The organism is Okeania sp. (genome assembly GCF_983059655.1).
The window spans coordinates 1-14706 of record NZ_CEZPJD010000113.1; the positions used below are offsets into that span (position 1 = coordinate 1).

General features: G+C 36.4%; 5 protein-coding genes and 1 pseudogene. 3 read left to right on the top strand and 3 right to left on the bottom strand.

Annotated elements, in window-relative coordinates:
• A partial coding sequence (locus AC3DU7_RS09200) for a CHAT domain-containing protein (RefSeq protein WP_488039050.1) occupies positions 1 to 2703 on the top strand: 2703 nt, incomplete at its 5' end.
• Between the two features lie 604 nt (positions 2704 to 3307).
• On the opposite strand, the gene AC3DU7_RS09205 is transcribed toward AC3DU7_RS09200, so the two are convergent.
• Positions 3308 to 5914: a DNA gyrase/topoisomerase IV subunit A gene (locus AC3DU7_RS09205; protein WP_488039051.1), complete on the bottom strand. Its 2607-nt coding sequence runs from the start codon at positions 5912 to 5914 to the stop codon at positions 3308 to 3310.
• A 1222-nt stretch (positions 5915 to 7136) separates the two neighbouring features.
• On the opposite strand from AC3DU7_RS09205, the gene AC3DU7_RS09210 reads away from it, so the two are divergent.
• Positions 7137 to 7535 carry a response regulator gene (locus AC3DU7_RS09210; RefSeq protein WP_488039052.1) on the top strand — a complete coding sequence of 133 codons (399 nt, stop codon included), beginning with the start codon at positions 7137 to 7139 and terminating at the stop codon, positions 7533 to 7535.
• 921 nt (positions 7536 to 8456) lie between these two features.
• On the opposite strand, the gene AC3DU7_RS09215 is transcribed toward AC3DU7_RS09210, so the two are convergent.
• Positions 8457 to 10685, bottom strand: coding sequence for an amino acid permease (locus AC3DU7_RS09215; protein ID WP_488039053.1), 2229 nt, complete (start codon positions 10683 to 10685; stop codon positions 8457 to 8459).
• 535 nt (positions 10686 to 11220) lie between these two features.
• Here AC3DU7_RS09215 and AC3DU7_RS09220 point away from each other — a divergent pair.
• Positions 11221 to 12873: a YcjF family protein gene (locus AC3DU7_RS09220; RefSeq protein ID WP_488039054.1), complete on the top strand. Its 1653-nt coding sequence runs from the start codon at positions 11221 to 11223 to the stop codon at positions 12871 to 12873.
• A gap of 454 nt (positions 12874 to 13327) precedes the next feature.
• Here the strand turns inward: AC3DU7_RS09220 and AC3DU7_RS09225 are convergent.
• Positions 13328 to 13661: pseudogene (locus AC3DU7_RS09225) on the bottom strand (IS1634 family transposase); the annotation flags it as partial.
• Positions 13662 to 14706: the final 1045 nt, after the last annotated feature.

Here is a 14706-nt window from a genome sequence, read left to right on the forward strand (position 1 = left end):
TCGGGAGAAGTGGAAGTTATTGCTGCTGATGGATCTATTACTACTCAAAATATTGAGTCTCTCTCTAACTCGGGTAACTCAGACGATATTACTGTCGAAGCAGGAGAAGATATTAATACTGAGGACATTAATTCTAGTGGTGGAGAAAATAGTGGGGACATAGAGGTTAGTAGCGATAATGGCGAGGTAAACACAGGTAATATTGAATCCCTTGGCAACTCTGGAGATTCGGGTAATATTGATATTAGTGCGGAAGGAGATATTAATACAGAAAATATTAGTACCTATGGCAATAATAATAGTGGAGATATTTCTGTTGAGAGTCAGGAAGGTTCAGTTAATACTAATGATGTAGTAACTGAAGCTGAAACTGGAAATTCTGGCGATATAGATATTGCAGCAAGATATGGTATTAATACAGAAAATATTAATTCTATTGCTGGGGAGAATAGTGGAGATATTTCTGTTAATAGTCCAGAAGGTTCTGTTAATACAAATAATATTGAAACAATTGCAGAAACTGGAAATTCTGGGGATATAAATATTGTAGCAAGAGACAATATTAATACAGAAAATATTAGTTCTATTGGCAGGGAGAATAGTGGAGATATTTCTGTTAATAGTCAGGCAGGTTCTGTGAATACAAATAATATTACAACTCAAGCAGGAACAGGCACTGCTGGCGACATTGATATTAGTGCTAGAAATAATATAAATACAGGTAATATTACTTCCACTGCTCCTCAAGAAAGTGGCGATATTAATCTGACTACTGAAGTAGGAAGCATTAATACTGGAGAAATCTTTACAGATACAGGAACAATTAATCTTAATCAACCAAACAACTCTATTAGTTCAGTAGTAGAAAATAATCCGACTTCTGGAATGCCTATATCCCCACCTCCAACTACTAACAATACTCCAGTAACAACAATTATTAATCCAACTACACAAATATCTGAAAATTCACCTCCAACGCCAACAACTATGAATCCAAATACACAGATATCTGAAAATTTATCCCCAACACTAACTAATAACCCAACTCCACCATCCCCAACACTAACTAATAATCCAACTCCACCATCAATAACACCAAATTCTAACCTATCACCAATTACCAACTACTCTCCCTCTCCCGTAGTTAGTAAGAATCAAACTTCAACTAATACTAATCCATCAACAATAAATAATAATTCTAATCCCATAAGTCCTACTTCAGCTATTAATAGGAATTTCCGAGAAAATCCAGACAATATCTCTGGCAGACAAACCAGTAATATTATTAACTTTTCCAGACAGACCGCAACTCAAAATACCATTCAATCTCCACAAAATAACAGTAAAACTCTCATCAGCACAAATTCCAACAACTTAATCGACTCTACCAATAACCCCAATAACCCTTTACCAAATTCAAGCAAAATTAATCAACAATTACCACAATTAAATCTAACCCCAACCAATCCATTAACAGTAGAAACCTCACCATCCCAAATGATATTAGCCCTAGAAAAAAGCCGAATCGAAGAATATTCAAATTATCTAGGAGAAAATCTCGACCAAAAATTACTATCCACAAAAAACGTCCGAGAAATCTTAGCAGATATGCACCATCAAACCGGACAAAAATCAGCAGTTCTCTACGTCAACGTTCATCAAGACCAACTACAACTAATATTATTCACCCCCGACGGCCAATCTATTCTCAAAACTATTTCTGAAGTCAATAGAGAACAATTATGGGAAATTGCAGTACAATTTTATCTAGATATTATCGACCCAAAACAACGTAATAATCATAACTATTTACCAACAGCAAAAAAACTATACAACTGGTTAATATCTCCAATTTCAGCAGAATTAGAAGCAGCAAATATTGATACATTATTATTTAGTATGGACGCAGGTTTTCGCCTCTTACCCTTAGCAGCTTTACATGATGGAAAACAATTTTTGATAGAAAAATATAACATCAGTTTAATACCCAGTGTCAGCTTAATGAATAGTAACTACAACTCCCTCAAAAATACAAAACTTTTAGCCATGGGAGCCAGTAAATTTTCTAACAAACCACCCTTACCAGCAGTACCAGCAGAATTAAAAGCTATTACACAAAATTCACAACAAGGTAATATTTTCCTCAACGAAGAATTCACTCGGAAAAACCTAATTAACCAACGCCAAAATTATCCCTATCCAATTATTCACCTAGCCACCCATGCAGAATTTAGAGGAGGCAATGCTAGTAAATCTTATATTCAATTATGGGATGAACAATTACACTTACATCAAATGCGCGATTTAAAATGGAATAATCCCGAAGTTGAACTATTAGTATTATCCGCCTGTCGTACAGCAGTAGGAGATCAAAATTCTGAGTTAGGTTTTGCTGGGTTAGCAATAGCAACTGGAGTAAAATCAGCATTAGCAAGTTTATGGTTAGTTAATGATGAAGCAACATTAGGATTAATGACAGAATTTTACTCTTATTTAGGTAATGTTAGTATTAAAGCAGAAGCATTACGCGAAGCACAAATAGCAATGTTGAAGGGTAAAGTTGTTATCGAAAATGGTATATTAAAAGTTTCAGGAAGTCGTGGAGAAATGCCTTTACCCCCAGAGTTAGCTCAGATGAATCAGAAAAATTTTTCCCATCCTTATTACTGGGCAGGGTTTACAATGGTCGGTAGTCCTTGGTAGTGGAGCGGAATATGAAGGTTTTCATTAATGGATAATTGATAATTACCTCTGGTTAAAACCGAGAGGATTGAAAATATCGATACTGCTTATGAATGGTTGTGTAAACAACGCCAACATTATTATCCTAATGCCGATGTCTGGCAGGTCATATCATGTCCGGATAATTAGTGACAAAAAAACTTTCTACCTTTAATATCAAATCCGGTAGCATCGGTGTAATACAGCGCTTTTCAAAAGATTAACTTCACAACTGTACCTCACGCTTCCTAAAAAGTGCTGTAAAGGTGAAAAGCACGTAAGCATTCAGCTATTAGCTGTGAACTTTCAGCAACAAGAGTCTCTCATATAAAACAGTTTTTCAATTAATTTAGACATTAAAGGCAAAGGAGCAAACTTTTGCAGTAATACAATTAATAACAGCTTTTATCCTAAACTAAAAATAATAGCTGATAGCTGATAGCTGACGGCTAAATGCTTACAAAAGCACTATCACATAAAGTCAGAATAATTAGTTATAAAAAACTTTCTCTGTGAGAACTTTTCTTTTCTCTCTTGCCCTTCTTTCACCAAAGTGAAAAATTTTAACTAAATATGATGCAACCTATCAGTAACCAACCACCTTAATAATCCTCTCCTTTGCCCCCAATTTCACCAACCGACTCCCCCTATCATCCTGCCCATAAACTTTGACTGAATCTACAATCATTCCACATACCTTACCATCAGTTGTTAACATCTGAGCTACTACACCCGACTCACCAACAACTATTCCCGCCAAAACATCAGTTTGTCTCGTAAACTGAAAAGCATTCTGACCAATACCACCACGATTAGCAACTCGCAACGAACCAATAGCAATGCGCTTTCCATAACCCTGTTGAGAAACTAAAAATAAATTACTTTCCCCATCCAAAGTTACACAACCTACTAATTCCTCTTGTTTTCTTAATCTTGTTGCTTGAGACCCCTGTGCAGTACGTCCCATTAATGGTAACTGTTCCTCATCTATTTCTAATCTTAATAATCTCCCCCCAGAAGTTGCCAAAACTACTTGTTCCCCTACCTGAGCTAAATTAGCATAACGTAATTCATCATCTTCCTTTAGCTTAATTACTGTTATACCGCGATTTGTAATATCACTCAAATCAGACAAAGATAAACGCTTAATTTTACCATTTTGAGTCAACATAATTAAATCTTTATTTTCTTCAGCTTCCTGTAAAACAAATTGAGCAATAATAAATTCCTGACGAGCATCTGTCATTTCTTTAGTTGCTGACGGTGATAATAATGTTACTAAAGGTACACCTTTATATTCATGTCGTGTTGTCGAACGATTAGAACTAGAAGGAATATCATTTACTTTCAGAGGATAAGCTTTACCAGTACGAGTCAATACCACTAAAGTTTGGTCTGTAGTTGCCTCAATTATATTAATAGTAAAATCATTATTATTTTCGGTAATAATACTAGATTTTTTATCGATTTGATGTTTTTCAAATTCTTTAGCAGCTAATCGTCTTACATATCCTCGGTGAGTAAATTCTATAACAATTTCTTCAGTCGGTGGTGGAGCAGCTTCCAAAGTTAAAATTTGTGGTTCAACAGTCGTACTTTTTGATTTTCTACCTCTACCTTTAGCTTCTTTATTTGTTTCTTGATTAGCAATTTCTACATTGCTTTTCTGTTGAGAAACAGAAGTATTTGATTCTGCTTGAACAATAATTCGAGTACGTCTAGGATCACCATACTTGCGTTTTAGAGTCCGCAATTCTTTTTTCAGCGATCTTAGAAGTAGACGGCGATCGCTTAATAAATCCTGTAATTCTTGTATTTTCCCTCTAAGTTGCTGATATTCTTCCTCTAATTTTTGTCTTTCTAAACCAGTCAGTCTGCGCATTGGCATTGCCAGAATAGCATCAGCTTGATTTTCGCTTAAACCCAAATTTTCTTGGAAACTAACCTTCGCACTACTACCATCAGGTGCATTTCTGAGAATATCAATTACAGTATCCAAATCTGTTAAAGCTTTGAGCAAACCCTCGACTATATGACATCTACCTTGAGCTATTTCCAAATCATTGCTGTAGCGACGAGTTAAAGTTTGTTCCCTAAAACTAATAAATTCCTGTAACAATTCTCGTAGAGATAACTGTCGTGGTTGTGCATCAACCAAAGCCAACATAATAGCACCAAACTTTGAAAGCAAATCAGTATGCTGATAGAGGTGGTGAAGTACAACACTAGGGTCAGCTTCACGTTTAAGTTCAATTACAACCCTAATACCAGAGCGATCGCTTTCATCTCGCAAATCAGAAATACCTTCTATTTTACCCGCATTAACCAAATCTGCTGTTTTTTCAATCCAACCCGCTTTATTAACCTGGTAAGGCAACTCTGTTACCACAATAGCCCTTTTTGTGCGACGCCTACGAGCTGTAGGAACTTCTTCAATAGTGGCCACTCCCCTGATGGGAATACTACCTCTACCTTTGGTATAAGCATCAATAATTCCATCAGTACTAACAATTTCCCCACCAGTAGGAAAATCAGGCCCAGGAATCAATCTAAATAACTTTTCATCAGAAAGATTAGGATTATCAATTAAAGCAATGAGACCATCTACTACTTCTCCCAGATTATGTGGCGGAACATTAGTTGCCATTCCTACTGCAATACCAGAAGAGCCATTAAGTAATAAAAAAGGTAGTTGTGCAGGTAATACTGTAGGTTCTTGCTGGGAGCCATCAAAGTTGTTGGTATAGTCAACTATAGCTTCACCAATTTGGGTAAGTAAGCCTTCATTGCTAATAGATGCCAAGCGACTTTCTGTATAGCGCATGGCAGCAGCAGGGTCATTGTCGATGGAGCCAAAGTTACCATGTCCATCTATTAATGGATAACGACTGGAAAAGTTTTGAATCATCCGTACCATGGCATCATAAACAGCTTGGTCGCCGTGAGGATGATATTTTCCTAGAACATCTCCAACCACCCTGGCACATTTACGAAATGGTCTGTCTGGGGTGAGACCAAGTTCATGCATGGCGTATAGAATTCGACGATGCACTGGCTTTTGTCCATCTCTAACATCTGGCAAGGCTCTACCGACAATCACACTCATGGCGTATTCAAGATATGATTGCTGCATTTCAATATGCAGTGCTGCAGTAATTACTTGTCCGGAAAGTAGATTTAATTGTTTGGCCATGAGTTGCTATTTAGATTACGATTTATAAAAAATGACAAAGCACAATTTGAGAGACTAATAGATTGAATGTGTAAAGAAATAGGGGAGTACTCTTTTAACACAACTATACTTTGCTATTTGTCAGCTTAGAAGTATGAATACCTATACACTACTCTGCCATACTTATTTCTTTCAATCTCTGGACTCCTTCGCACTTCATGTGTGAATGTCGATCCATAACTTCTTAAATACTTATTTAAAAAACAGTCTCTAAGTCCAAATGTTATTACAATTTAAGACTTTCAGCATGGAATAGGTGACTTATCTACACAGAAAGCGGATGCGCCTGTTTAGGCTTCTGATGCTTTTTGAAGACGGCCATAACTTCCTTATAAACAGAAGCAGTTTTTGACAAGCACAATAACCACTTTGTTTTTATTGCAGTTTATCGTCACCGAATAAGTCCAGCCCAACTCGTTTTAAATTGATGGTAGCATTTATATCTCTATCAATTTTCAACTTTAATTCCTCATTAAAATATTCTCTGATACTGCAATCTATAAACACTATTTCATCTCTATAAGAAAGTAATTGAGATGTATAATTTCGATTTAACTTCAACAACACTGGCGTTTGCTTTTTCGGCTATCTAACCCAAAACGTCAAAGAATTGACCAAATACAGCATAAGTACCAAGATTTATTTAATACAGATTCATCAAACCCTATATAGAACCCATTTGGTATCTTTTATTGAAATACAAAGGCTATAGGAAAACCGTTTTCAGGAGCCTAACAACTACAAGGATTCAGGAGACCGAAAAATTATGAAAAATGACTGCCAGAATTATAAAACCTAGATGGGTATTGAACTTTTAACTTCTGAAATAGATACCAAATGGCTTCTCATAGACTCTCAAATGACACCGGATAGTTAAGGCCGAAATTTATCAAAATAATATGGGTTGTGCAACCTCGCCTTTTAAGGCGAAATATTTTTGCAGCCTTGCTCAAATACCCGTTACAAAAATAACTTCTGTACGTCGCCAATCCGACAGCTCCCCTATCCGACTTCTGACTTTGTTAACCCATGCCGACGTTGCCTTTTTCTACTGAATGATTTGCAAACGGCATCGGGCTTCTTCCAGTTAAAACTAAATTGTTTATCCCTAATCTATAAGAAAATTTAGTCTAAACTTTATAATGGGATTTTTACACTTACGAGTATTTAGCGGGAGATTTGTATGAAAACTGTTTTGATTGTAGAAGACGATCAAGTTAATGCTAGAGTTTTTTCCAAAATTTTGACCAAAAGAGGTGGTTTATCAGTTAAACACACAGAAGATGTAGAAGAAGTCGTAAAAATGGCTCACTCAGGAGAAGCAGACTTGATTTTGATGGATGTTTCTCTAGCTCGTAGTGTTTATCAAGGTAAATCTGTTGATGGGATTAAAATTACTCAAATTCTTAAAGCTGACCCAGAAACCAATAAAATACCAATCATATTAGTGACAGCTCATGCTATGGCAGGCGATCGAGAGTCTTTTTTGAAGCAAAGTGGTGCAGATAGTTATATTTCTAAACCAGTAGTGGATCACCAGGAATTTGTCAGTCAGATTAAGGCATTATTACCTCCTGATTAACTATATATCTCAAAAATGACCACAAACTTTACTGAAAAAATGGGTCTAAAGCCTTGCCTATAAGCGGGCCACTTTTTGATTAACAAAGTAGGAATAAATATACTATAGTATTATTTATTATCGCGGGTGAGCAATCTGAAATATTAAACTGATGCTGAGGGGAGCATAAGCTGTCATGCATTTGTTTTGATTGCTCAGAAACCTTACTGTAATAGTTCTAGACTTCAAAAATCCCAATTTAAATGCGTGTTAGTTTGGGACTACCATTAAGTTAGAAGCATCTGATCTGAGGACAATCTCTGAACCAGAAAAACGTCAACCCACTAATTAGCTGAGGTTTGGTAAGAATCTCTATATGTTTAGGTCGGAGAGTTTCGACTTAGTTAACAATTTGCGATACGGAGCGCGATATAATACGCCAGTTCTCACAGCCAAGTAGTAACGAGGGTGACGCTTTGTATCTTCTGCACTAATCGCTGCTATTCGCATTTCTGGCAGTCTATCTATATAGACATAGACCTCAGAAGAAATCCCGCTCCCTAATAGGAAGGACGTAGTAAGGGTTTGAGGACTGTTTTAGTTATGTTAATTGACAAAGACTTAAATGTAAGTATAGAGTGTAGAGATGCGGTTGGGCAAGACCCGTCAATGCCTGTGGATGAGTAACCGCCGACGGCCTCAGTAGAAGCAGGAAGTAAGCAGCCTCCTAGGGTCGGAGCTACGCTATCAATTTTTTACGTTATGTGACGCCTTGTATCAGTTTTATGAAGCAGGATATCAATATAATATAACTCTAGTATCGGAATCCTGCTCCAATTTTTACATTTTTGGAGCGGGACATATATTAATTCATCTAAATTAAATTATTACATTACTGCTCCTGAATTTATAGACTTCTATAGCTAAAATAGCTAATCAAAATTAGCGATCGCTGAGAACCTCACCATAAGAAAAACCTGGTGCTGCTAAAACAAATACTGTACTAGGAAGACCGACCGTTTTAGACTGTAAATCCTCATAATATTTAGTAAAGTTCTCCCCTGGAGTCCGAATTCCTAGAAAAATTAAGTCAGCATTTTGAGAAGACTCATGCAAGATGTCGTAAAAAGGACGACCATTAGAAACCAAAATTTGAGATGCAGTGCGAATGCGTAAATTTCTAATCACACTATCAACATTTGCTTGAGTTGGTTGAACTGCTGCTTGTTCAGGTACTACCAGTTTCAAATAAATTGTTGCATTCCGCCAATCAATATCTGTACGCAGCAAATATGCAAGGAGTAACATTAAGCCACCATTATTTTGTAAACCACCCCACCAAACATCAATTTGACGATGTTTACCAAAACCACGATCGCTATCTTCTCGAAAAATCACTACATTTTTCTTCGCTTTATGAATATGACTAATCAACTGACAGTAGCGATCGCGCCTGGAAGGTTCCTGACTATCTCCAAGTACAACAGTATTTGGCGTTAGTGGCCCAATTCCATAAGTTTCCACCAAGAGTTTCGCACCATCAAAAAAGTCTGTAGCAGTAACTACTCGCACCAGAGCCTGTACTCCTCTCTTGTCCAAATACTCACGAATTGTATCTTGCATATTGCTTTGCTGAGAGACATCGCGAGACGCACTAGGCAAAACACTACAGACTGTAATCATACCTCGATTATGAGTTAAGTCATCTGCAAATTTAATCAACAACCAACGTTTTTTTGGTATCCCAGACAAGACTAAGATATGTGGCCTCCAATTCTTAGTATCTTCCTCACCTAGTTGAAGAATTCCTTCCCGCACTAACGCCATCCATATTCCGCGTCTGGCATCTCCCCAAGTTGTCTCTAACTCCCGTCGCTGTAGCCAGAAAAATATTACTAGCACTATCAAAGCAGCAATAACTGTAGCCACAGCGTTGATCAAAAACATCACTGCCAAACAACCAAGCGCTCCCAACATTGACAATGACCAATGGACTTTGAATGTAGGACGAAAAGAAGGACTTTGCAAAAATCCTTCTATACCTGCTGACACATTTAAAACCATATAGGTTGTCAAAAAGAACATTGTCAGTACTGGGGCAATAATATTCAGGTCACCAATACAAACCGTCGCAGTAGCCACACCTAAAGTTACTGCTGTACCAATCCTGGGTTCATCATTTGGCCCATTACCATTACCTAGAAAAGATAACCAACTAGGTAAAACTCCATCCCTTGCTAAAGCTTGTAAGACCCTTGGTGCTCCCAGAATACTACCGATCGCGCTGGAAAGAGTGGCCCCCCAAACTCCTAACAAAATTGCTGGCCCCCAAGCAGCCATTTCTTTCATCACCAAAGGTTGTTCAATTAAAGTAGTAGCATCTGCCCGCATAGCCAGGATAATTGGTAGTACCATATAAACTAGATACCCTGTACCAACTGCTGCCAAAGTACCTACAGGAATTGAACGGCTGGGTTCTCGCAAGTCTCCAGACATACTTACTCCTGCCATAATACCTGTTACGGCTGGAAAGAACACTGCAAAAACTGTCCAAAATGGTTCTGATACTCTCTCTGTAGCTCCAAAAATTTCTATATTTGTTGTTTCGAGGGGATGTCCGAATGCAAATGAAACTAGAGATAGAACAATTGCAGCCATAATAAAATACTGGGCCTTAATAGCAATCTCTGCCGAAGTTATGGCTAAGACTGCTACTGCTATGGTTGTAATCAGAGCTACATATAGTTGATTAAGGCCACCAAAGGCATCTACTAAGCTTTCTGCAAAACCAATGGTATAAAGAGCTACTGATAGAGCTTGGGCAAAGTAGAGTGGTATTCCCACTGCACCACCTGTTTCAATACCTAGAGACCTACTAATCATATAGTAGGCACCTCCTCCTTTGACTATTCGATCTGTAGCGATCGCGCTGACTGACAAAGAAGTGAGAAAGGTAATTCCTGTGGACAAAGTGACTATAAGCAAAGTCCCCAATAAACCAACATTACCTACTACCCACCCAAAGCGGAGGTACATAATTACACCCAAAATTGTCAAAATTGAGGGAGTATAAACACCACCAAATGTTCCTAAACCTGTTTCATTACTGTTGTCAGAAATAGTTTTTGGAGTTGATTGTGTTTCTTCTGATGGTTTTTTAAATAGCTTCATACATACAAAATTTTAATATTTAAACTTCTGTTTCCAGTTATCTATCATTTAATTAAATACCTATCTTTAAGCTTTATCAAAATAATTGGGTCGCGCAACCCCGCCGAGAAATGGCGAAATGTTTTTGAAAGGGGGTTGAAATCCCTATTACAAAAACAGCTTCTGACTTCTGACTTCGTTAAGTCTTGGCTTTCAAGTCTTAGAATTTAGATTGTGTTTCAACTCAAAATATTGCACACCAATAAATAATAGGGATTTTTAAAGCTGATGTTCTTTTTTCTTGATTAATTTAATTTCTATAACAAAAAAACTCCTGACCATTAGCTTGTTAACCAAATAAATTTTAGAGATAACAGCCATAGGGGTTAGGACATAAACTGATAATTAATCGAATACATTCCACTTTTTTTCTCACTATTAACTCTTACCCGTTATATAACCAAAAAAAACAAGTATCCTGCCCTTTTTAGGGGATAAAAAAGAAAATACTGATAACTGAATTTACCTCAAACCTCTTACTTTCAAGTAACTCGAAATGTCTACTTCCCGCTTGTTAATATTGATTCTAGGTTTAAGCCTCATTTTATTTCTCATAATTTGGCTGATTGGTTCTTTATCATGGCTATACAGTCAAATTTCATGGTCTGCCCCTCCACTTGTGGCCAACTTATTCTTACTACTATTAATTTTCCTCATTGGAATAGTCATTTTTGCTTTCATATATTATTTGAGACTATATACCATTCAAAAAAATCAAAGGCGACGAGGTTCAAAAGTTAAAGTTAAGATTCCGGCTGTGAAATCTGAGGTTGCTTCTGAATCTCTTAAAGCTTTGAGACAACAGGCTATATTGATTCAAGATGAGGTTGCTCGACAAGCGTTATTAGAGCGTTCACAAGAAATAGAAGCTAGTCTAGCACGAGGTGATGTAAAAGTAGTTGTTTTTGGTACGGGTTCCGCTGGTAAGACTTCTGTGGTTAATGCCCTGATGGGTCAGATGGTGGGTAGGGTAGAAGCACCTATGGGGTCAACTACAGTAGGAGAAACCTATCATTTAAAAATGCCGGAATTTGAAAAAGAAATTTTGATTACTGATACTCCAGGAATTCTAGAGGCGGGAGTAGCAGGTACAGAAAGGGGTCAACTGGCACGAATTTTGGCGACAGAGGCTAATCTATTACTATTTGTGGTTGATAACGATTTACAGAAGTCTGAATATACTGCTTTGAAAGGTTTGGTGGACATTGGTAAGCGATCGCTTGTGGTCTTTAATAAAATTGACCTCTACACTGAAGAAGACCGAGAAGCAATTATTGTTAAGCTCAGGGAAAGATTAGTAGGGTTTAGCAAGATGGATATTGTGGCGATCGCTGCTTGTCCTCATTCTGTTAAGCTTGAGGCTGGAGAAATATATCAGCCAGAACCCGATATTATGGCTTTGATGGGACGTATGGCTGCTATTTTGCGGGCTGAAGGAGAAGATTTGATTGCTGATAATATTTTGCTAAAATCTCAGCGTTTAGGGGAGGAGGCAAGATGTTTAATTGATGCTCAAAGACGACGAAAAGCAGAGAAGATTGTAGAAAGGTTTCAGTGGATAGGGGCAGGGGTTATTGCTGTTACGCCTTTGCCTATAGTTGATGTTTTGGCCACGGCTGCAGTTAATGCTCAAATGGTGGTAGAAATTGGCAAAGTTTATGGTTGTGAATTAAATCTTGAAAGAGGGCAAGAGTTAGCAATGTCTTTGGCTAAAACACTTGCTAGTTTGGGCATTGTTGAAGGGGCGATTAAATTAATTTCTACAGCTTTACAGTTAAGTATCGCAACTTTTTTAATTGGGAAGGCAATTCAAGGAGTAAGTGCAGCTTATTTAACAAGAATTGCTGGAAAGAGTTTTATTGAATATTTTAGTCATAATCAAGATTGGGGAGATGGTGGCATTACAGAGGTAGTACAAACACAATTTCAATTAACAAAAAAAGATGAATTTGTTAAGTTGTTTATTCAAGATGCGCTGGCTAAAGTTGTGGAGCCTTTGAATAATATTTATTCCTATAATGAAGAGCTTGAAGTAGAAGAAGAATATGATTTAGAAGAAGTTAATTATCAACCTCAAACAATCAAAAATCAAGATAATACTATTAATGATTGGAATACAGAAAGTAGAGCAAAATGGGAAAATTGGTAATTTAAGAACTTACGATCATTGCTATTGTTTCTATTCTTTCTGGGTTTTTCACAAATACGCGCTTATGTAAAAAACAATGGGTCTTTCAATAATCTAAATCTTCTTTCGTTACATTCTTGATCCCACATTCCGCAGATGTGACTCAGATTATAGATATTTTTAAAAAATTCCAGCTATAAAAATTTTATTCACCTAATTTTTCTGGATGATGTTAACTATTTATGTCAAAAAATAGGGAGTATTTAGTAATTTAATTGAATGAGTTTTCACTCTTGGATGTTCTCGGGCAATAAAGGTAGTTATCTCAGTTAAAATCAACATTACAAGATAGAGTGAAAAATATTCTGATCTCCGCTCAAATTTCTATTTAAAACTTTTCTTAGTTACTATGTACTTTTTTCATTTCCCATAAACCAAATCAAATTATTAGATAATATTGACTACAACTATTTCCTCAATATTTGACTATCTTTTGACATTCATCTGTTAAGTTACTGCAAAGTTTTTGCCCATTTATGATTACTAAGTGTACAGACTGAAACATCTGAAATACCCACCTCATTATCGGTTTATTTGTAATTTTGTTGACTTGATTTCTGATACCATCATCGAATTTAGCTAATTCTTGTCTTAACTTTCTTTGGGCAAGATTACACACTAATAAACACAATCCCATGATCATTGCTATCACTTCTACTATTTCGGGGGTTTTAACAAATACGCGCTTATGTAAAAAACAATGGCTCTTTCAAAAATCTAAACCCTCTTTCATTACATTGTTATGCTTTACAGCGCTTTTCATTTGAGTAGACCACAAAATTATTTTTGGCACTTAGAGTAGGGAGTAGGGAGTAGGGGGTAGAAAAATGCTTTTGGGTTGCCCATACTAACTGTAGTCTATCCATGTGAAAAGCGCTATATATTCCTTTAATACCTCCTCATTACTCAATTCATTTTTATCTAATAGACTTGTCGCTAATATAAATCTCCCTGCTTTTATTTTTTCTGCAAATATAACTTCTTCTTTTGTTTCTATTTCACCTTTTACTTGATATTTTATTTCCCATACTTCAGCTAATTTTTTTGGTCTTCCTGCTGTTTTATGTTTCGCCTTTTCTATGTATTCAATTTCTTTGATTTGGTGATATTTGCAAGACTTCGATAGTTTTTCTATTGCTGTTTTAGCGTCTGGTTCACAAGCAAATTCTTCCCTGGATAGTTTACTGAGTGCAGCTTTTACCTTTTCTTCTTGTTTTTTGATTTGTTTTTCTACCTGTTTGATAATTGATTTTTTTATCTTCGATAGATAGGGTCTCTTTTGACTCTTTCATACTTTCTCTCTTTGTTTACTTGACGCTTATTATTGTAAAAATAAATAGCCTGGAATTATTGCCGGACAATCATTTCAGCTTTTACACTTAACAAAATTCATAATTATAAAATCTGCTTCAATAATCTGCGGAATGTGGGTTTTTGAGAAAAAAAAGCTAAAAACCAGGTACTTTTTCAAGACCTAAAAAGGCTAAAATATTTATCTGCAAAGACTTTTATATTTATTCAGCAAGCCCTAAGTAAAATGTGTTTTAAAAGCTTAGTTTTTCGTTTTTAACTCTCAAAGTATTTGGGGTTTTTAGCAAGAATCTTATTACTGGAATAGGTTCGAATGTGGGTATTAAAATTGGGAAACGGAAATTATGGTGATGAAAATATTCCTTGATTTAACCTACTTTCCCAATATTCTAGGATAAGCGATCGCTTTCTAAGATTCATACTTTTTATTTGACGCGCCGATTTTTTTGTGAGCTTCAGAGAATGAAATTATTGGTGGTTTTC

Coding starts and splice junctions, on each gene's coding strand:
- AC3DU7_RS09205 (WP_488039051.1), bottom strand. CDS start 5,914: ATGGCCAAACAATTAAATCTACTTTCCGGACAAGTAATTACTGCAGCA.
- AC3DU7_RS09210 (WP_488039052.1), top strand. CDS start 7,137: ATGAAAACTGTTTTGATTGTAGAAGACGATCAAGTTAATGCTAGAGTT.
- AC3DU7_RS09215 (WP_488039053.1), bottom strand. CDS start 10,685: ATGAAGCTATTTAAAAAACCATCAGAAGAAACACAATCAACTCCAAAA.
- AC3DU7_RS09220 (WP_488039054.1), top strand. CDS start 11,221: ATGTCTACTTCCCGCTTGTTAATATTGATTCTAGGTTTAAGCCTCATT.